The sequence below is a fragment of the Streptomyces sp. NPDC005262 genome, assembly GCF_042872425.1.
Lineage (GTDB): Bacteria > Actinomycetota > Actinomycetes > Streptomycetales > Streptomycetaceae > Streptomyces.
Genome location: NZ_JBIAKK010000015.1, coordinates 1 through 19767 on the forward strand (window position 1 = coordinate 1; position 19767 = coordinate 19767).

General features: G+C 67.8%; 15 protein-coding genes. 3 read left to right on the forward strand and 12 right to left on the reverse strand.

Going from position 1 to position 19767, the window contains the following annotated elements:
• Positions 1-254: 254 nt before the first annotated feature.
• From ACFYP5_RS29285 to ACFYP5_RS29295, 3 genes are all read right to left on the reverse strand, one after another.
• Positions 255-1616 (reverse strand): SGNH/GDSL hydrolase family protein, encoded by a 1362-nt coding sequence (locus ACFYP5_RS29285; RefSeq protein WP_389041621.1) that lies wholly within the window; start codon positions 1614-1616, stop codon positions 255-257.
• 373 nt (positions 1617-1989) lie between these two features.
• The gene (locus ACFYP5_RS29290; protein WP_389041623.1) at positions 1990-2643 is read right to left on the reverse strand and encodes a class I SAM-dependent DNA methyltransferase; all 654 of its coding nucleotides are present in this window, start codon (positions 2641-2643) and stop codon (positions 1990-1992) included.
• Between the two features lie 130 nt (positions 2644-2773).
• Complete coding sequence (locus ACFYP5_RS29295) at positions 2774-3391, reverse strand: YceI family protein (RefSeq protein ID WP_389041625.1); 618 nt, start codon at positions 3389-3391, stop codon at positions 2774-2776.
• 238 nt (positions 3392-3629) lie between these two features.
• Here ACFYP5_RS29295 and ACFYP5_RS29300 point away from each other — a divergent pair, with 238 nt between their 5' ends.
• Positions 3630-4154 (forward strand): hypothetical protein, encoded by a 525-nt coding sequence (locus ACFYP5_RS29300; RefSeq protein WP_389041626.1) that lies wholly within the window; start codon positions 3630-3632, stop codon positions 4152-4154.
• 85 nt (positions 4155-4239) lie between these two features.
• Here the strand turns inward: ACFYP5_RS29300 and ACFYP5_RS29305 are convergent, their stop codons facing one another.
• From ACFYP5_RS29305 to ACFYP5_RS29340, 8 genes are all read right to left on the reverse strand, one after another.
• Positions 4240-5493 carry an ABC transporter permease gene (locus ACFYP5_RS29305; RefSeq protein WP_389041628.1) on the reverse strand — a complete coding sequence of 418 codons (1254 nt, stop codon included), beginning with the start codon at positions 5491-5493 and terminating at the stop codon, positions 4240-4242.
• Positions 5490-6188 carry an ABC transporter ATP-binding protein gene (locus ACFYP5_RS29310; RefSeq protein ID WP_389041630.1) on the reverse strand — a complete coding sequence of 233 codons (699 nt, stop codon included), beginning with the start codon at positions 6186-6188 and terminating at the stop codon, positions 5490-5492. Before ACFYP5_RS29310 ends, ACFYP5_RS29305 begins: the two co-directional genes overlap by 4 nt.
• Entirely contained in the window at positions 6185-7663 is a 1479-nt protein-coding gene (locus ACFYP5_RS29315) for a peptidoglycan-binding protein (protein WP_389041632.1), read from the reverse strand. The genes ACFYP5_RS29310 and ACFYP5_RS29315 overlap by 4 nt, the downstream gene beginning before the upstream one ends.
• Complete coding sequence (locus ACFYP5_RS29320) at positions 7660-8565, reverse strand: hypothetical protein (protein WP_389041634.1); 906 nt, start codon at positions 8563-8565, stop codon at positions 7660-7662. The genes ACFYP5_RS29315 and ACFYP5_RS29320 overlap by 4 nt, the downstream gene beginning before the upstream one ends.
• Positions 8566-8633: 68 nt before the next feature.
• Positions 8634-9038 (reverse strand): peptidase inhibitor family I36 protein, encoded by a 405-nt coding sequence (locus ACFYP5_RS29325; protein WP_389041636.1) that lies wholly within the window; start codon positions 9036-9038, stop codon positions 8634-8636.
• 182 nt (positions 9039-9220) lie between these two features.
• Positions 9221-9970, reverse strand: coding sequence for a hypothetical protein (locus ACFYP5_RS29330; protein WP_389041638.1), 750 nt, complete (start codon positions 9968-9970; stop codon positions 9221-9223).
• A gap of 4 nt (positions 9971-9974) precedes the next feature.
• The gene (locus tag ACFYP5_RS29335) at positions 9975-10457 is read right to left on the reverse strand and encodes a hypothetical protein (protein WP_389041640.1); all 483 of its coding nucleotides are present in this window, start codon (positions 10455-10457) and stop codon (positions 9975-9977) included.
• A 6-nt stretch (positions 10458-10463) separates the two neighbouring features.
• On the reverse strand, positions 10464-12707 hold the full coding sequence (locus ACFYP5_RS29340) for a glycoside hydrolase domain-containing protein (protein ID WP_389041642.1): 2244 nt from the start codon (positions 12705-12707) through the stop codon (positions 10464-10466).
• A 1037-nt stretch (positions 12708-13744) separates the two neighbouring features.
• Here ACFYP5_RS29340 and ACFYP5_RS29345 point away from each other — a divergent pair.
• Entirely contained in the window at positions 13745-14062 is a 318-nt protein-coding gene (locus ACFYP5_RS29345; protein WP_389041644.1) for a hypothetical protein, read from the forward strand.
• Between the two features lie 104 nt (positions 14063-14166).
• On the opposite strand, the gene ACFYP5_RS29350 is transcribed toward ACFYP5_RS29345, so the two are convergent.
• Positions 14167-15396, reverse strand: a complete 1230-nt coding sequence (locus ACFYP5_RS29350; protein WP_389041646.1) for a glycoside hydrolase family 64 protein — start codon at positions 15394-15396, stop codon at positions 14167-14169.
• A 350-nt stretch (positions 15397-15746) separates the two neighbouring features.
• Between ACFYP5_RS29350 and ACFYP5_RS29355 the strand changes: the two genes are divergently transcribed.
• Positions 15747-19619 carry an endo-alpha-N-acetylgalactosaminidase family protein gene (locus ACFYP5_RS29355; RefSeq protein ID WP_389041648.1) on the forward strand — a complete coding sequence of 1291 codons (3873 nt, stop codon included), beginning with the start codon at positions 15747-15749 and terminating at the stop codon, positions 19617-19619.
• Positions 19620-19767: the final 148 nt, after the last annotated feature.

Consider the following 19767-nt stretch of genomic DNA (forward strand, 5'->3'; position numbering starts at 1 on the left):
ATCCCACGGCTTCGGCCGAGCCACCCCACACCCCCGGATCATCAGTCCCGGAGTGATCCAACCACCTCGAAGATCATTTCGTTAGGAGTTCTAAGGGCTGTCCCGCAAACCCTGGCGGGCGCACGACGACGGCTACGGCACCTCGCTGCGTTGTCGGAACGCCCGAATACGTCCAGCATGAGCACGCCCCTCCGCCTTGCGATGCACCGCATCCGACGCCGCGCGCTGATCCACCAGGGATTACGGGACAGCCCTTAGTTGAAGCCGAAGCCCTGCGGAAGCGGCTCCTGCCGGAACAGCCAGGACGGAACGGCATCGGCCAGGGCCTTGTAGCCGGTCGGGTTCAGGTGCAGATGGTCGCCGTCGTCGTACGCCGGCAGGAGTTGTCGCGGCTGCTGCGGGTCGCGCGCCACGCGATCGAAGTCGATCACGCTGTCGAACCGGCCGCTGGTGCGAATCCACTTGTTGACCGTCTGCCGGGCCTGCTCCCGGTATCCGTCCGGGTCGTCGTACGGCGTGTTGCCGCCGAAGGGCGTCAGCGTCGCCCCGTACACCCGGATACCGTGCGTGTGCGCCCGGACGATGATCTGGTCGTAGGCCGCGATCAGATCGTCCGCCACCTGCTTCTGGGCGGCTTCCGAGGCATCAGCCGTTCCGATGTCGTTGACGCCTTCGAAGACGAGCAGCCACTCGACTCCACTCTGTGACAATACGTCACGGTCCACCCGGGACAGGGCGTTGGGACCCAGGCCGTCGTTCAGCACCCGGTTGCCGCCGGCCGCCTGGTTGAGGATCGCGGTGTCGGCGGTGTCCCGGTGCGACCGCAACCTGTCCTGCAGCTGGTCCGGCCAGCGGTTGTTCATGTTGGTGATGGAGCCCCGGCCGTCGGTCAGCGAGTCGCCCAGCATGACAGCCGCCGCAGTGGTGCTCCTGGACCACACCTCGACGCCGCTCAGGAAGTACCAGTGAGCGGTCGATGCCGCTCCGGCCAGGTCCGCGTCCTCGACATGGTTGCCGGCCTGCATGAATGACGTGGTCCGGGAACCGGGGTGCGAGGTGATGGAGTCGGACGCCTGGCCCTCGGCCAGGTACATGGTCACGGAAAGGTTGGACCCGGGCTCCAGCTTGAAGTCCAGCGGGTCCGAAACGATCTCCGACCCGACCGGAACGACCGCCGACGACCGGCCGTGGAAGGTCACCTTCCGGGAGGTCCCCGACTGGATCGCGCTGTCGCCGGCCCGCCCGCCGGCCGGAAGTGCGACCGAGACCGCGGTGATGGGAAGCGCCGCACCTCCGAACGCGTTGGAGAAGCGCAGTCGCATCTGCCGTCCGCCGACCGCCATGTGGACGGTCTGCCGCAGGGTGCTGTCGGCGAGGGCCAGATTGTCCTGCGTGAACGGCGCAGGCGGCATATTGGAGGGCTCGGTCAACTGCGGCATCGACGTCCAGGTATTCACCCAGTGGTTGTTCAATTGCTGCGATTTTGCGTCAACGGACAGACCCGGTGCCTTGTGGGCGCCCTCCGTGCCCACGGCTCCCACAGCAGAGGCCGTCGCCACCGTGGCCGCGAGAGCCACCGTTACGGTCAGGCCGGCGATCGAAAACTTTCGGGCCATGGACTGCGTCCCCTCCATCACAATGATCCACGCACGCTGTGGCGGTGACGGTAAACGGGCTGATTACTGGGTGTCAAGGAGTCGTGCAGGATCCGACTTGAGTCGGTGAAGTGTCGAAACTTTCGAAGAGTGGGAAAGGGAGTGACGTGCGACAAGGAGCCTGCGTCGCGAACTGACTGCTCATCAAATGACTCTGGCGCATGCGTGTCCGGAGCGCGCAGTGCGCAGAACCGGAATTGTCCGCATGTCGAGCGGCGCGACGGCTTCGCGGATTTCCCACAGGCTGCCCGGGCGTCGCAGGAAATGCCGGCACGCCGAGGAATTGATGCCGTGACGCGTGGCCTGCCCGACTCGTGCCGCTGCCGTCCGACGGTTATGAATTCCGCGGTTTGCGCACCAGAAGGCAGGCTTGTGGAGTGGGCGTGCTTTCCGACTCACGGATCAGCGTGGCGTCCACCACGAGCCCGGCGCGGGTCGCGGACCCGGCAATGCGGTCGGGTGGCAACAGGTGGACGTCGAGGGCCATCGGGTGGCCGCCGTACCCCTTCTCCTTGCGCCTTCGTTCGTCGCCGACGTGGAAGCCGAGCAGCAGGTGGCCACCTGGGGCCAGTACCCGGTGGAACTCCGTGAACACCGTCGGCAGTACTTCCGGTGGCGTGTGGATGATCGAGTACCAGGCGACGATGCCGCCGAGCGCGCCGTCCGCCGAAGCCAGGGCCGTCATCGTCCCGACGTCGAACCGCAGACCCGGGTGGTCCCGGCGGGCCACTTCGATCATCCCCGGCGACAGATCCACACCGAATGCCGCCAGGCCGAGGGAGCGGAGATGCGCTGTCACGTGGCCGGGCCCGCACCCCACGTCGACGACCGGGCCGCCGCCGGCTCCCCGCACGAGCTCGGCGAATGCGTCCAGCATCGAGCGCCCCAGCAGATCGGCCTCGAATGCGGGGGGTACGAGCTCGGCGTAGTCGACGGCAACGGTGTCGTACGACGCCCGGGTTTCGCGAAGGTAGGACGGCTCGGCCACGCCGCAGACCCTAGTACTCCCGTCACCGGAAAGCGCTGGAACCGCTTCGGAGGGAAATGCCGAGCGCCCGCCTTCCCCCCCGGCCGGGGAGTGGAAGGCGGGCGCGCTCGAGTCGAAGTGCTTCCGAGGGTCAGGCCTGCGCGGCGGCGGCCTTGATCGCGGAGATGTCGAAGTTCAGCTTGACCTTGTCGCTGACCATCACGCCGCCGGTCTCCAGCGCCGCGTTCCAGGTCAGGCCCCAGTCGGAGCGGAGGATTTCCGCGCCGCCCTCGAAGCCGACGCGCTCGTTGCCGTAGGGGTCGGTGGCGGAGCCGTTGAACTCCAGGTCGATGGCGAGCGGACGCGTGACGTCCTTGATGGTGAGGTCACCGGTGATGCGGTACCGGTCGCCGCCGAGCTGCTCGGCGTGGGTGGAGCGGAACGTCATGAGCGGGAACTTCTCGGAGTCGAAGAAGTCGCCGCTGACCAGGTGGCCGTCGCGGTCGGCGATGCCGGTGTCGACGCTGGCGATCTTGACGTCGATGGAAGCGGTGGAGTGGTGCGGGTTGTCGCCGTTCAGCGTCAGCGTGCCCTCGTGGTCGCCGAAGGAGCCGCGGACGTTGGTGACCATGGCGTGACGCACGGTGAAGCCGATGCTGCTGTGCGACGGGTCGATCGTGTAGGTGCCGGTCAGCGCGGCCAGGGCCGGGTCCACGGCGGTGGCGGTGGTGGACGGGGCGGCGGTGGACTTGCGGTTGAACAGAGCCATGGCTCCTCCTCGGGGGACGTGATCGAGCGGGGGTCGAGGTCATTGTTTAACCTTCAACGACATCGACTGTAGCCGGACCTTGTTCAAAGTTCAACATCTGGGGTCGACTGATTTCGGTGGTGCGTCCCACAGGGGTGGTGGCGTTCACCGCGCCGACGCCCGATGCCCTCTGGCGGACGCGCGTAGAACTCGGGCACTATCTCCCTGCCCTTGTTGTCATGAGCAGGAGGAGTCCCCCATGGTGTCCCGTATGACACTGCGCCCCGTCCTGACCGCCCTCGCCCTGGTCCTCGGCGCGCTGTTCGCCCCCGGTATCGGCGTTCTCGGCAGTGGCGCCACCGAGGCCCACGCCGTCACGAAGCTCACGCACGCACAGGCCACGTCCCGGTTCAGCTCGTCCGGTATCACCTGGTCGTCCTCCGGCGGCTGCTCGAACCGGAACAACGCCACCTGCACGTCCTTCGAGCAGCTCAACCTCGCAACCGCCCAGGGGGCGCAGACGCTGAAGAGCGCCACCGGCTGCGCGCTGAACATCACCGGCGGCACCGAGACCGGGCACGCCAGCGGTACGTACTCGCACTGGAACGGCTACAAGCTCGACTACGGCAAGTCCACCTGCCTGACCAACTACATCCACAACGCCTTCAGCTACATAGGGCTTCGTGGTGACGGCGCTCCCCAGTACCAGTCCGGCTCCGGCAACATCTACGCGGACGAGGGCAACCACTGGGACGTCCTCTACTACAACTGCGGCGGCTGCTGACCGCATGCGCTCGCACGCGTGCCCCCGTTCCCACCGGAACGGGGGCACGCGCCGTCAGCCGGCCCGGCTGCCCGGACCGCACCGGCTATCGCCGCAGTGCCTCGACGGGCTGGATGCGGCTGGCGCGCCAGGCCGGGTAGAGGCCGGCGGCCAACCCGGTGGCCAGCCCGATGGCAGGGGCCATGAGGACGGTCATGGGGTGGATGACCGGAGTCCATTGACGGGCGACCGCGACACCCACGACGGTCAGCGTCCCGAGGGAGGTGCCGATCAGTCCTCCGAGCGCCCCCAACGCCCCCGATTCCGAAAGGAACTGGACGGTGATGTGCCCTCCCCTCGCACCGAGCGCACGGCGCAGCCCGATCTCGCCCGTGCGCTCCAGAACGGCCACGAGCGTCGTGTTGGCGATGCCGATGGTGCCGATGAACAGGCAGATCGCCGCGAGCAGCAGGAAGAGCTGGTCGAGATCGCCGCTGACGTCGGAGCGCAGAGTCCTCGGGTCGGGGGGCGGGACGGCCTTGAAGTAGTCGGCATGGGCCGGGTCGAGTGCCACGGACGCCTCGGAGGCGACCTGGGAAGCGGCTCCCGCACGGACGGAGATGAGCATCTCGGCGTTGCCCTTGGGGACGCCCCAGACTTCCTGTGCGGTGGACCGGGGTACGACCACCGAGAGCAGGAGGTCCGGTTTGCGCCGGACGTCACCGACGATGCCGATGACGACGAAGGACTCGTCGCCGATGAACACCGCCGGCTGGGTCTCCAGGGTGGTGATGCCCAGCCGGGAGGCCATCGCGGCGCCGATGACGGCCACTTGCTGCTTCGTCCGGTCGTGCCAGCTGTCGAAGACCCTCCCCTCGACGAGGGAGGGTTCCGCGGCTTCGAGGACGCCGGAGGACGCCGCCACGACCTGGATCTGGCTGCGGTCGGCACCGCCGCCGACCGGGGCCGAGCGCACGCTCTGATCCTCGCCGAGATCCACGGGCCAGTACACACCGGCGTGTTCCACGCCATTCAGCCGTTCCACCCGCCGGTCCGCGTCGGCGGGGAAGCCCATCTGTACGAACGGGTTCTGTTCGCGGGAGATGTCCTCAACGGTCACCTCGGTCGCCGAAAGGGCGTTGAAGCGCTCGTCGATCTGTGACGAAGCCGTCGCGGTCAGCCCGAGGATGGCCACGAACGTCCCCACGCCCAGCACGGTGCCGACCGAGGTGAGAGCGGATCGGGCGGGCCGCTGAAGGATTCCGGCCAGGGCCTCCGACAACAGATCGCGCCACGACAGGCGTGACAGCCGGACCACCCGGGGGCGATGCGGCCGAGCCCTGGACAAGCGGAGTCTCATACCCGCACCGACTCACTCATGAGCCCGTCCCTGACGGTCACGGTCCGCTCACCGTGCTCAGCCACCGCGGGGTCGTGTGTGATCACCACGATCGTCATGCCGGTGCGATGCAGTTCGTCGAGGAGGCCGAGGATCGAATCAGCCGTCGATGTGTCCAGGTTCCCCGTGGGCTCGTCGCAGAGCAGGAGTGACGGGCGTCCGACCAGCGCGCGGGCGATCGCCACCCGCTGACGTTCCCCGCCGGAGAGCCTCGTCGGCATCGCCTGCAGACGATGAGCCAGCCCGACCCCGTCCAGCGCCTGGCGGGCGCGCGACATGCGTTCCCGCCGAGGGGTTCCGCGATATGCCAGGGCGAGAGCCACGTTCTCCCAGGCCGAACGGTGAGGCATCAGGTGGAAGGACTGGAAGACGAATCCGATGCGCTGACCGCGCAGCGCCGTACGCTCGGCGTCCCTCAGCCCGCCCACGTCGATGCCGTCCAGCAGATACGCACCCTCTGTGGGCGCGTCCAGCAGCCCCAGCACGTTGAGGAGCGTGGACTTCCCGGCGCCGGACGGTCCGACGACCGTCACGAACTCACCGCGGTGAATGGTCAGATCACAAGGCAGCAGCGCTCGCACAGGGGGCGGCCCCGGATACGTCAGGGCGGCCTGCCTCAGCTCGATCACCGGTGGCTGTGCGTCACGCCCGGTCATGGCCGCTCCTGCGAGAGCGGCGACACACCGGCCCGAACGCCGGTCACGGCACGGTCCCCGGCCGACAGGCGGGCACCTGAGACCGGTCTGACTTCCACGTAGCCGTCGCCCGTCGTACCCGTGGTGACCGGCACGCGATGGCGCGTGCGGTCCTTCTCCAGCACCGTCACGTAGGTCTCGCCGTCCGCACCGGCCGAGACGGCGGAAACGGGAACGACCAGTGCCTTTCCCTTGGTCGATGCCGCACGCACGGTGAGCCGCACGTCCTGGCCCGCCAGCTGCGTCGGCAGGGATTTGCCGGGCTTCACCAGCATCAGGTAGCCGTTGGCCTCCGGCGTCCCGTTGTCGCCGTCCTGCGGGTCACCGTCGGCGGGAGCCTCCTGGGCGACGGTGTCGGAGACGGATGCGACCGTGCCGGTGGCGGTCGTCCCGGTCAGTTCGGAGAGGATCTCGACGTGCTGTCCGGGCCGGACGAGCCCCTTCTCGTGCTGCTGGAGATAGCTGTTCACCACCAGTTCGCCGGCCGAGACCGTCAGCACGGTACCTGTGACCCTGGTGCCCACCCGCGAGGCAACGCTCTCCACCCGCGCCGGGAACCGGTCGACGAAGACGACCTCGGCGGCGGGCAGCATCGGACCCGACTCGGCCTCGGCCTCGGCCAGCCGTTCACGGGCCTTGCGCAGATCCTCCTGAGCGCGCGTCGCTTGCTTGCGAGGGTCTTCCGCCCCCGCCGCCCCGGCCTTGGCCGACGAGGGGTCCGTCTTCCCGCCGTCCGCTTCGGGCGAGCTGCCAGGAGCAGGGGTCGCAGACGCGGACGACGGAGTCTTCAGCGCATCCTGGGCATCTTCGGCAATCCGCTCGGCGGCGGTCACCGCTTCCTCGGCGCTGTTGACAGCCGAGTCGCCGTCCGTCTGGGCGGACAGCGGATCGTAACCAACACTCTCGTAGAAAGCGGACAGCGCGGTTTTGGTACGGGGGCCGAAATAGCCGTTCCCGTCACCGGATGTGCTGTATCCCAAGTCGGCCAGGGACGACTGGAGTTGTGCGACGTCATCGCCCTCGGCACCCGGCTTGAGATCCCGGTAGACCGGAAGCTTCCCCTTGAGCACGAACACCGGGCGACCCGATACCTCCAGCAGCAGCTGACCGGGTCTCAGTTCCTGTCCGGCCTTCACCGGCAGCTTCGTCACCACGGGTGACCCGATGCCCGCACCACCGACCGCCGGGGCCACGTCGACGGACTGCGCGGCCTTCACCGTGCCGCGCACGATCACCGAGTCCCTCAGTGTGCGGTACTCGACCTGGGCGGTCAGCGTGCTCGGGGGCGGGGCCGCCGAGTCGGCGATGGCCTGTGCCGGTGACCTGATCAGCTGACCTGCGGTCACACCGGCTGCCGACAGGACCACAGCTCCTGTCACACCCCAGATGACCCACAGGCGCCTACGCGCGAAGCCGTCGGGCAGCGTGCTTGTCATCCCTCTCGCCCAACAACTCGGTAGGCATTCTTCACCTGCATGGAAATATCGTCCTCGATCTTTTTGAGAGCGAGTTGATTATCTTCCACGAGTCGACGCTGATAAGCCACTTCAACGGTCGACCACACCCCGATCACATTATTCTTGCTTTTGCACTCCACGTCCGCCACGGCGGTGCCGATCTCTTCTTGCGCCGGTTGGGGCGACTGGGCGAAACGGGCATCCCTGAGCACCGCGGTCGGGGAATCGTAGCGATACCCCGATTCCTTCATGCACTCGCTCCAGCGCTTGAAAGCCTTTCTGACCCGGCTGTCCTTCTGTGCCCGCAGGCTCGCCTCGGCAATGAGCCTGTCCGGGAGTTGGGAGTCCGCACTCGTCATGCCGGGGCTGCCGGCGTGGACCTTGCGTACGGCGTCTCCGGCACAACCCCCTTTGGGGACATCAGTGCCCTTGTACGCCTCTACTTCCCCGACCAGCACCGCTTCGGCCGATGCCGTCAGATTCGACTGAGCCTTTGATTGCGCGACCCCGCCCCTCGGGTTGTGATAGCCGTAAAGCCTCGCAGTGCGCTGATCGGCGACCCCGTAGAGCCGTTCGTGGTTGAACTCGACCGGTGCGGCCGGCTCCGCATCGTGGAACTCGAACCCGAACCGTCCCATGCAGTCCGTTCGAAGGATCTTGAGGGCGGAGCCAACAGTTCTCCGGTTCTCGTTATCAGTCAGCAGACGGTACTTGTCCAAGGGGAAAGAAAGCGTCTTCGGGTTCTCGACGCGCGGAAATGATGATATGGCGGGCTCCCGTACGGATTCATTTCCGCTTCTATCGGAACCGGATGAGCATCCGGCGATTGCCAGCACCGGAATCACCATTCCGGCTCCGACGGCTTTCTTCAGTCGATCCACGCGAACCATCCAGTAGTCAGGGGACGGTGGCCGCCCTGGACGCGAGCAGGGCGGCCACCTCAGGTGATTCAGGAGCCGTACGGGAAGAATTCACCCGAACTGAATGCGTTCTTGTACGGATCGAACAGGGTGAACTGGTTGTTCGGGTCTCCGTACGCCAGCACTACGAAGGCCCAGCCCGTCCAGTTGTAGTACTGCCACTGGCGAGAATTGTTCTTGGGGTCCTTGTTCCTGATGCTGGCGCTGTTGTTGTTGACCTGCCCACCGGTGCCGTGGAAGGTGTCGGCACTCGTGTATTCGGCATCCGACCAGTAGGAGTCCCAGACCCCGCCCTGATAGTTGGAGTTGTAGTAGAGGCACACCTCGCCGCTCTCGCAACTGCCGTCATCGCTGGCAGCGCTTGCGGAGCCGACCGCTCCCATGATCGCGAGAGCCGTGATGGCGCCCACGACTCCCATCCTGTGTGCAGACATGAGTTCCCTCTCTGATCTACGGACTGCTGACTGATTACTCATCTCCCCCAGGGCCCGACGGCGTCGGTGCGGTTGCCGGAAGGCCGAGGACGAGAATTCCGAGAGACTCGCCGACCCCCGGGGGCGCCGTCACCGGCAGGGTGGAACCCCGCCGGTGACGGGCGCCTCGGGCGTCAGGCCATTCAGCGGTAGCGGGCGGCCCGGCGGCGCCGAGAGGGCTCCGTCACGTCCGGTACCACCCCGGCACCCGCGCCCGGGGTCTCGTCCCAGGTCCGGAGCTTGGCCGCGACCCGCGCCAGACGTGCGTCGCCCGGACGCACGGTGAGGTAGAACAGGCCCTCGTAGGGGCGGCGGTCCTCGCCACCCCAGCGGACGACGCCTTCGGTGTCGGCAACGATGTCACGGATGATCAACTGCTGCCCCGCGGTGAAACCGCCCCGCATGCCGGGCGGGTAGGAGTCCGGCCGGATCACGACGGCGGTGCCGGACGCCTGGTTCGACTCCGGGAGCCGGCTGTCGCGGACCGCTGACGGTGCCACCCATCCTTCGACCGGGTTCGGTTCACCGTGCAGGCCGAGAGCGTCGACCTCGTAGTGGTAGCGGCGGATCACATGGATCAGGACCGCTTCGGTGTCTCCCATGCGCAGGGAGACCTTCAGGCCGGTGCCCGCCACATGACGGGTCACGATGTCGCCGCCGTCGTCGGCGGCCTTCTGCATCTCCCACCGGTTGGTGGACGGCCGGTCGGTGAGAAGGCGGCGGTTGCGGGCCTGGGCACGGCGGAGCGCCGCCTTCAGTTCGTCGTTGCGCAGGGGCTTCGACGCGGCGACGGCAGGGGTGGCGAGAAGACCGGTGGAGGCGAGGCTCACGGCGGCGGTGACACCGGCGGCGGCGGTCAGGGCGTGTCTGCGGGTGATGTCGGTGGGGATCAACAGGTCAGCCTTTCTTCCGTGTTGTCGTGCGCTGCTTGTGGTGGAGAAGGACGGATACGAGGGCGCAGGCAAGCGCGAGCAGCAGCAGGACGGCGATGGAGGGGTTGATGTAGTCGGGGATGACGACGGAGTAGTCACGGCCGTTCGACGCTTCGCACACGAGCCGCAGCGGAATGAAGTCACCTCTGCGGCCGACCAGGGCCGGTATTCCCTCCGGGCGCTCCCGCTCGCACGCCGCGGCCTGTTCCTGGTCTTCGAGGAAGAGGACGTGGAGACACCCCCAGACATAGAGGGCGAGCGCCACGGCGGCCGTAGCCAGGGACGCGTCCCGCCACGCGGCGCACGGGGTGCGCCGCAGGCGGGCCCGGCGTGTGAACCGTGAGCACAGGTAGACGGCGATGCCCAGCACGGTCGGCACTCCGGCCAGCAGGACGGCGACCAGCACTGCGAAGTTGTGCCCCTGCCAGGGGTTCGATGCCGATATCACGACCGGTCAGGATCCGCGGACGATGCTGTTGTACTTCTCGAAGATCGCGTAGAGCGGCATCCGCAGCTGCGCGTCGGCGACGGCCTGGTCGCCGAAGCCCTGGTAGCGGCGCAGGATCTCGAACGTCTCCGAGTCGGTGTAGTCCAGTGCCGGCCGGCGCTGCGGGGTCTCCTCGTGGTCGCCCTGCTTTCCGTCAGCCGCCCAGATGTGCAGGTGCGGGACCGTGGTCACGTTGAACGTGTTGTCCTGGTTGGACTTCTGCCACATCGTCCATCTGTCGTCGTCGGAGGTCGAGTCGAGGATGTCTCCCTCCAGGAGCCCCGAACGGATCGAGTTGTTCCGCGACAGGATGGCTGTACGCCCCGAGATCTTGGCGATGCCGGTGCTGCTGTCGACCAGCCGGGTGACGCCCGACAGGTCCTTGGCCCAGTCCGGGATGACGCCGGTGTGGTAGAGGACCACACCCGCGTCCTCTGCGTAGTCCTTGATGCTGTAGTGGCAGAACTCCCAGAAGGCGGAGGTCTGGATGAGGGCCTTTCGCATGCGGTACCTGCGGGACGCCGACGTGATGGCCGCGTCGTGATTCATGATCGTTTCGAGGCATTCCTGCCGGGTGTAGAGGTACCCCGTGCCGCCGGGCCTGCCGATCGACTCCATGTAGTCGTCGGCCTCCTGGAGCAGACCGTCCCAGTAGTCCAGGTCGAAGCCGATGTCGAGCTTCTGGGCCGGGGCAGGATAGAAGCTGCCCTGGCCGGTGTCGCGCCCGGAGGCGATGTTGTTGTCGATCTCGATCCGGCCGTCACCGGAGCCGATCACCTTGGTGACGATCTGGTCGAAGGCCCAGTTCTCCGGCATCGCGTAGCCGAGGTTGCCGGAGAAGCCGGACGACATGTCGGACACGAAGCTGGTGCCCGCGTAGCCCTCCGCGGAGATCCGGGCACACGCGTTGCGCGGGCCGTAGACCCCGATCTTGTACGGGCTGCCCAGGTTGTCCATCTCCTCCTTGATGCTCCGGAAGTACGGCAGGATGTACGAGGTGACCTCCTCGTCCACCGCGTCGTAGTCGACCGCGAAGTAGATGCGAGAGCCCGGCTTGAATCCGTGCTCCTCCGCCTTGAACGCGGCGTTCATGCAGTCCGTGACACCCTGCGCGGGGCTGTAGTAGTCGACCGAGCGCGCCCACGTCTGGTAGATCGGGTAGCAGCGCAGCCCGTACTGCTCGATGGTCGCGAGCTCGCCCGGCTGGATCTCCTTCTCCGGCAGGTCGGTGGTGGAGGGGTTGTACAGATAGCGGCCGATGTAGAGGTAACCGGCGTCCTTCAGTGCCTGCGCGCGAGCAGGGGTGATCTTGGTGACGCCGTCACACGCCTCGCCCTGGCGGGTCTGGTCGCCGTAGGACACCAGCAGACAGGACCATGTCCTGAAATCGGCCTGTCCGTTGACGGCGAGCTTCATGAACGCCTGGAACACGCTGACGCTGTCGGCCAGCGAGGAGGTGAACGAGCTGCTGAAGGACACCGGTCGCTTGTTGAGCACCATGCCGGCGGTGAAGAGCTGCACCCACACCCCGGAGTCGCCGGTCGACAGCGTGTGGCTCTTCAGCCCGGACTGCGTTCCGGGGCCGAAGACTCCGTTCGCGGTGCCGTCGGCCATGCCCAGCTCGTACTGGATGGCGAACAGCATCGACTTGGCGACGTCACGGGAGTGATGGCCGTCGCACGGGATGATGTAGAAGTCCTTGCGCAGGACGTACCGGCCGTTCAGCCACTGCTGGATGGAACGGATGGTGTCCGAACCGTTGTTGACGGTGACGTAGGCGTCCATGTTGAACAGGCCCTTGACGACCTTCGGCCACAGGGCGCTGCCCGGATAGGTGCCGTCCACGCCCATGTTCTGGTTCAGCTTCACCACCGCGTCCTTGACGCGGGAGTTGTACGTGCCGTCGATGTCACCGCCGTCATAGCCCTTGCAGTACAGGGCGGACTGGATGATGCGGCAGAAGTTCGCCGACGGGATGGTGGTCTCGTCCAGCTTGCCGTACTTCTCCTGGAGCGCCGACAGGGTGGCCGGACCGAAGCTGTTGGACAGCGCGGTGATGCCCATTTCGTACTGCAGAGCACGGGTGAGGGCGTACATGACGGTCCAGCCGGTCTGGCCGTTCTCGTCCAGCTTGGGTATGCCGAGAGTGGTGCCATTCCCGTACGTGGTGTTGATGAATCTTTGGGCGCGAATCACCATTTCGTCAGCCATCGAGTTCCTTTCACGCGAACACAAGAACGGGACGGGGCACAAGTGCCCGGAAAAACAGGGTGATCTCGGTATCGAGGCATGACCGGGAAATGGCCCGGACATGCGTCGGGCCGGGTGTCCGCCGACCGGTACGGCCTGCCGGGAATCCCGCAGGGTGGTGCCGGGCTGAACGGTGCGGGACGCGAGGAGTGCAGGTCAGAGGCCGCCTGGCCGGCGAGGACCGCGACCGGGACGGCCGTGGTGCCGATCCGGGCGCCGCACGGTCCGGGCGGAACATCCCGGGCAGTGGAATCGGCGCCCCGGGATGTTCCCCGGAGAGGAGTTGAATACGGCGCCGGTTTCAGGGCATCCGCGAGGAGGGTGAGGGACCCTGGGCCGCGCCTGGCACGGCGATGTATGGCACGTGAGTGAATGGCTCGTCACTGATGGCACGCATGAATGAACCCCCCGTTGGATCCCGGCAATTGCCCGCCCTCGCAAGCAGCCAATCCCCGGGCTCCTCGCGACAACCAGAACCTAAATCAGCCGGGGCGGTGGCGAGAAGGCCTTTTCGGCGCGCATTGCCGCACGGGGCAACCGGTGGATGTCACCAAGAGTGACAGGTCACCGGGATGAGTGGCTTATGTACGGGAATTGCGCCTCTCCTGTGCTTCTCGACCGCTTCCCCGTCGCTTCTCCATGGATGTCAGCGACAATACTGGCCTACTCGATCGCATGTTCGATTACTGGTCTGCACCTTCGAGCGGCCGACCCGGCCCCCGCGCCCCAAGGCGTTCGACGCTCTTCGACGATCTCGGCGAGCGGCCGGCCGAGGCGACTTTCGGCCAAACCGCGCAACGGTGGTGTCGCGGAGGTGGTTCGTACACTGGCGAGCACAGAGTGACCAGTGGTGTGCATGTGGCGTTGATCACAGCCCGAGGTGCGGGTGCCTGCTCAGGCCGGGGAAGAAGCCCGGACCGGTCCCTGCGACGTGCTGGAGATCGGCAAGCAGCTGCCGCGGATCCAGTGGGACCGTCAGGGGCGTGAATACTGGGCGCATGTGGAAGTGGTCAGTGACAGCAGTGGCCGTGAACCTGCTGCTGGGGATTCCCGGTGTCGTTCCGGCCTTCCTGCTGTGGTACTTCGCCTCGAACTGGCCCCTCGCGGCCATGGGCTGGACCCAGCGGGATCCGACGGAGAACGACGGCATGCTGCCCTGGGTGGTGCTCGCGACGCCGGTGCTGGCGCTGTTCGCGTTGGTGTGGTGGCTCGCGAACCGCCCCGTGAGGCGCAGGGTCGCACTCGACTCCCTGCTGTACTGGCCCGTGAGCGCGCTGCTGACCCTCGCGCCGTTCACGGTCATGGCCGCTCTGTGAAGGCGACCGCTCCCGGCTCCGCCACCGCGGGCCGGAGGACGTGAAAGTGCGCCCGCCGCGTCGTCGCGGCGGGCGCACTTCTCGTTACCGGTCCGGGTTGCGCCTCAGGCCCCCACGCTCACCGTGAAGCGCCGCGGGTTGCCGTCGTTGGCGGCGCCCGAGACATCCGGCTGGCCGTCGGGGCGTACGTCGTCGTACGGGAAGGCGTAGCCGATCGGGGTGCTCGCGTGCACCACGCGTGACCAGTGGTTGGTCGCCGTGCCCTGGTAGTAGTCGGCCGAAGAGGTGCCGTTCGGCTGGTCGGGGTGGGTGAGCATCAGGGAGCGGTTGAAGCCGGATGCGAGCCGGGCCAGGAGGGCCTTCTTGTCGTCGGAGTCGCCCGGGTTGTTCGTGAACGGCCCGTGGTTGCAGGTGAAGATGTCCTTGGAGACCGGCTTGGTGAAGGTGTGTCCGCCGTCGAAGGTCAGGAGGTCCCCGCTGACCCGGCCGGTGCGTACACCGCGGCCGCCCTGGAGATCGATCCGCAGATCGGTCGAGCGGTACTTCTCCCAGACCTGGTCGATGTAGGACGTGAACACATCGCGCAGCGGCATCTGGTCGGGTCGGTCGAAGAACGGCGCCATCAGATTCTGCGGCGAGATCACCCGCAGTACGTTGCCGTCCCCGCCACGGATCACCAGCTTGTCCCACGGCTGCCCGTCGGCGGCCGCCTGGGCGGTGAGACCGTCGGCGATCCGCTGCACCGCGCCGTCCGGGAGCGGTGCCACGGTGTGCGTGGTGTCGCCCTCCAGGGTCAGGCCGATCGGCAGCGCGGTGACCAGGTCGACGTAGCTGATGTTCGCGTACAGCTGCTGAGGATTGAAGGTGAACTCGCAGAACGACCAGGTGCGCCCGTAGTTGGCGTCCGTGGACGTCGCGAACGCCGGCTCGACCAGGGCGGGGCCGGGGTTGAGATAGAAGGTGAGGGTGTCGTCGCGTACGAAGTAGACACGCGCGCCGTACATCTGAGGAAGCGTCAGCACGATGGGCGCACCGCCTTCCCCGTTCAGCGGAATGGCGCAGTCGACCGGCAGCGGTGTCTGCGGTGCGGCGGGGGAGTCGGGGCGGTAGACGCTGCCGTCGGCCCGCAGCAGTACCCACCGGTCGGTGCCCTGCTCATGGCCGGTGACATAGGCGTTGACGCGTCCGGGCAACGAACGGTTCACCAGGGCGAGTTCACAGGTTGCGGGGGCAGCGGAGGCGCGCGGGCTCAGAGCACTGCCCCAGAGGGGGTAGGTGAGCGCGGTGGCGGAGGCGGCGGCGCCGCCCGTCAGGAACAGTCTGCGCGAAATCACGAGGGGACTCCCGGAGTGTGTGGGGGGCCGCGGACGGGACAACCGTGCGGGAAGGAGGACCGGGGGCGTCCGCGGTGCGCACCACTCTCGTGACGGTCGCGGCGGGCGTCAAGACTTGCGGCTGAGAGCGCTCTCAAGAATGAGAATTCTTCACAACTCATCGCGCGTGAACGGCAATTGACGGACAGTTGCGAAGCTGAACCTGACTGCGCGGTCAGGAAGTGAACACCGCACCCACCTCGGCCCGCGCATCGGCTACTTGGACTTACGCACCGCGGTTGTTGGACTGGCACGCACGTCGGAGTCCCACGTCGTTGACGGTGTCCCGACATGGGGACTACTCAGGGCACATGTCGCGAAGATTCACTTCGGCGGGCGCTGTCGCCGCCGCCTCAGCCGCCGTCCTGGCGCTCGTGGGGACCGCACTCCCCGCCACAGCCGCCGCCCCGCCCCCCGCCGCAGCCGGCACGGCCGTCCCCGCGGACGCCGCCGTCATCGGATCACCGCAGCTCTCGGTGGCTGTCGCCGACGACTTCCCGCGCGTCCTGTCGTACACCGACCGGGCCGGCGGCGGCCAACTGCTCGGCAGTACACAGCCGGTCACCGCCGTCACCCTCAACGGTGCCGCGCACGCGGTGCAGCCGAAGGGTGCGCCCGAGGTCACCGCCACGACCGCGCGCTACACGCTCACCTTCCCGGACCTGCCAGGCGTCGAGATCGACGCCTCGCTCTCGGTAGCCGGACGCACCACCACCTTCAAGGTGACGGCTGTCCGCGACACCGAGACGTTCCGGGTCGGCACCATCGACATCCCCGGCCACGACCTGGTCTCCGTCGGCTCCACGGAGACCGGCGCCGCCACCGCGTTCACCCGTCTCGACCCGGACTCGACGAAGACCGCCGACGTCTTCGCCCGGGTCTCCGCGGACACCGCCGCCGACAAGGCGCCGGTCGGTGCCTCGTACGCGATCGTCAACACCGGCTCGCTCGCCGCGGCCGTCGAGTCCAACTCCTCGTACGACAAGCCGTCCGGAGCCACCGCAGGCGATGACGCCCGGTTCTGGCACCAGGCCCGCAAGGCCGAAGACGGCACCGTCCGGGTCGGCGTCTGGTCCGGGCAGTGGACCTACCGGGGGGACGGCGCACCGAAGCCGGAGAGCGGCGCGAACCTGCCCTGGGCCAAGGTCGTCGTCACCCCCGACGCCAACGGCGACAGGACCGTCGACTGGCAGGACGGCGCCGTCGCGTTCCGCACGATCGGCGTCACCGCGCCCGGCAGCGACGACACCGCGAACCGGGTGATCACCCATATCCCGTTCAACTTCGCCAGCCAGGCCACCCACCCCTTCCTGCGCACCCTCGACGACGTCAAGCGGGTCTCGCTCGCCACCGACGGCCTCGGTCAGCTGGCGCTGCTCAAGGGGTACGCCTCCGAGGGCCATGACTCCGCCCACCCCGACTACGGCGGCGACTACAACAAGCGCGCCGGCGGTCTGAAGGACCTCAACACCCTGCTGAAGGACGGCAAGAAGTGGGGCGCCACCTTCGGCGTCCACGTCAACGCCACCGAGGCGTACCCCGAGGCCCACGCCTTCGACGAGAAGCTCGTCGACAAGACGAAGCCCGGGTGGAACTGGCTCGGCCAGAGCTACTACATCGACCAGCGCAGCGACATCAACAGCGGCGACCTGGCCCGCCGCTTCCAGCAGCTGCGTGACGAGACCGACCCCAACCTCAGCCTGCTCTACATCGACGTCTACTACACGCACGGCTGGATCGCCGACAAGACCCTGCAGTCCGTGCAGAAGCAGGGCTGGAACGTCGCCACCGAGTGGGCCGACAAGTTCGAGCGCGGCTCGCTCTGGTCGCACTGGGCCAATGACCTCGACTACGGCGGCGCCACCAACAAGGGCCTCAACTCGCGGATCATCCGGTTCATCCGCAACAGCGAGAAGGACGTCTGGAACAACGACCCGGTCCTCGGCCAGACCGCCATCGACGAGTTCGAGGGCTGGACCGGCGAGACCGACTGGAACGCCTTCTACGACAACATCTGGCAGCGCAACCTGCCCGCCAAGTACCTCCAGCAGCAGAAGATCACCCGCTGGGACGGCAACGACATCACCTTCACCGGCGGTGTCCGGGGCACGGTCGAGGACGGCAGACGGACCTTCTACGACCACGGCCGCAAGGTGCTCAGCGGCACCGACTACCTGCTGCCGTGGGACGGCGGCAAGAAGCTGTACCACTACAGCAGGTCCGGTGGCACGAGCAGCTGGTCGGTGCCGTCCAAGGGCGCGTACACCGTCTACGAACTCACCGACAACGGCCGGGTCAGGACCGGCACGGTCCGGCCCGTCGACGGGAAGATCACGCTGACGGCCACCGCCGGACAGCCGTACGTCCTCTACCCGGAACACGCACCCGCCGCCGCCGACCCGGAGTGGGGCGAGGGCAGCGCGGTCGACGACCCCGGCTTCAACGACAACGGGCTCGACGACTGGTCGAAGACCGGCACCGTCGCCCGTGACACCGACGGCCAGGGCCGCAACAGCGCGAAGCTCTCCGGCGACGGCACGGCCGCCGTCGCGCAGCGCATCTCCGGCCTGAAGCCCGGCGCTCGTTACACCGCCTCCGCGCTGATCGAGGTCCAGCCCGGAAAGACCCGGCACACGACGCTCTCGGCCGGCGGCAGGTCCGTCGCCGTGGACCGCTCCACGGCCGAGGACTTCGTCGCCGCCTCGGACTGGCACGGCACGTACTTCCAGCGGGCCAAGGTGAACTTCACCGCCCCCGCGGACGGCCGCACCACGCTCCGTATCGAAGCGGCCAAGGGCAGCGCCGCCACGGTGCGGGCGGATGACGTACGGATCGTCTCCAACGCCCCGGCGACCAGGAAGAACACCGTCGTGCACGAGGACTTCGAGGACGTCGACCAGGGCTGGGGCCCCTTCCTCAAGGGCGACGCGGGCGGCTCCACCGACCCGCGGACCGTCATCTCCCAGCTGCACGCCCCGTACACCCAGGCCGGCTGGAACGGGAAGCTCGTCGACGACGTGATCGGCGGAAAGGAATCCCTCAAGGCCCACGAGGAGAACAGCGGACTCGTCTACCGGACCGCGCCCTGGACGGTGCCGATGGCCGACGGCCACCGGTACAAGATCGAGTACGACTACCAGTCCAGCCACGCCGGCGCCTACGAGTGGGTCGACGGCTACGACCGGATCACGGCCGAGGGCAACCCCGACTCGGTCGAGACCTGGACCACCGCGATCGGGCAGCAGCGCACCACCGGGCACTTCGCCGAGACCGTCACAGCGGGCTGCGGCGACACCTGGACCGGGCTCCGCAAGCGCGACGACGCACCCGAGGGCGCCGACTTCGTCCTCGACGGGTTCACCGTGACCGATCTCGGTCAGGCCCCCGCCGGTGAGCTGGCCGCCTGTGGCACGCTCAGCGTCGACCCGGCCGCCGAGACCCTGGAGCCGGGCACGGCCAACGTCGTCGAGGCGAGTTTCACCAACTACGAGGCGACGGCCGCGACCGACGTGTCGGTCGGCCTCACCGTCCCCGACGGCTGGAAGGCGGAGCCTGTGGGCGCCATCACCTTCGACTCCGTGGCGGCGGGCGCCAAGGCCACCGGCAGCTGGCAGGTCACCCCGCCGGTGGACGCCGAGTACCGGACGTACAGCCTGGGCGCCGAGGCGTCGTACACGGTCGGCGGGGCGAGGCGGACCCTCGGTGCGCAGACGTCCGTACGGACCCTGCCGCCGCCGCCCACCACGGACAGCTGGGCCAGCGACCTGGACTGGACGGCGTCGAGCAACGGCTGGGGACCGGTCGAGCGCGATCTCTCCAACGGTGAGACGGGCGCCGGAGACGGCACTCCGCTGACGATCGGCGGCACCGGCTACGCCAAGGGCCTCGGCAGCCACGCCCCGGCGAACATCCGCTACTACCTGGGCGGCAGGTGCACGTCGTTCACCGCCGAGGTGGGCGTGGACGATGTGCAGAAGACCGCGGGAAGTGTGCAGTTCAGCGTCAAGGCAGACGGGACGGAGAAGGTGAAGTCGCCGGTCCTCAAGGCGGCCGACACCGCCTGGTCGCTCACGGCGGACGTCACCGGCGCGAAGTACGTCGAACTGGTCGTCGCGGACGGCGGTGACGGCAACGGCAACGACCACGCGGACTGGGGCGACGCACGGTTCCACTGCGGAAGCTGAACGAGCCGGCAGTGAGTGGTGAACGGTAAGGGGGTGGGGCCTGGTCCCGGCCCCACCCCCTTCCGTCAAGGCCGGGGTATTCTCACCGGGCTCCGCCGTGTCCGCCAGGGCGGTGCGGGGAGTGGCGGATGAGCGGCCGGCTCCGCCT

What these genes read in the sequence shown, in the direction of transcription:
- ACFYP5_RS29285 (WP_389041621.1), bottom strand. Translation starts at nt 1,616, where the DNA reads ATGGCCCGAAAGTTTTCGATCGCCGGCCTGACCGTAACGGTGGCTCTC.
- ACFYP5_RS29295 (WP_389041625.1), bottom strand. Translation starts at nt 3,391, where the DNA reads ATGGCTCTGTTCAACCGCAAGTCCACCGCCGCCCCGTCCACCACCGCC.
- ACFYP5_RS29300 (WP_389041626.1), top strand. Translation starts at nt 3,630, where the DNA reads ATGGTGTCCCGTATGACACTGCGCCCCGTCCTGACCGCCCTCGCCCTG.
- ACFYP5_RS29305 (WP_389041628.1), bottom strand. Translation starts at nt 5,493, where the DNA reads ATGAGACTCCGCTTGTCCAGGGCTCGGCCGCATCGCCCCCGGGTGGTC.
- ACFYP5_RS29310 (WP_389041630.1), bottom strand. Translation starts at nt 6,188, where the DNA reads ATGACCGGGCGTGACGCACAGCCACCGGTGATCGAGCTGAGGCAGGCC.
- ACFYP5_RS29315 (WP_389041632.1), bottom strand. Translation starts at nt 7,663, where the DNA reads ATGACAAGCACGCTGCCCGACGGCTTCGCGCGTAGGCGCCTGTGGGTC.
- ACFYP5_RS29325 (WP_389041636.1), bottom strand. Translation starts at nt 9,038, where the DNA reads ATGTCTGCACACAGGATGGGAGTCGTGGGCGCCATCACGGCTCTCGCG.
- ACFYP5_RS29340 (WP_389041642.1), bottom strand. Translation starts at nt 12,707, where the DNA reads ATGGCTGACGAAATGGTGATTCGCGCCCAAAGATTCATCAACACCACG.
- ACFYP5_RS29345 (WP_389041644.1), top strand. Translation starts at nt 13,745, where the DNA reads ATGTGGAAGTGGTCAGTGACAGCAGTGGCCGTGAACCTGCTGCTGGGG.
- ACFYP5_RS29355 (WP_389041648.1), top strand. Translation starts at nt 15,747, where the DNA reads ATGTCGCGAAGATTCACTTCGGCGGGCGCTGTCGCCGCCGCCTCAGCC.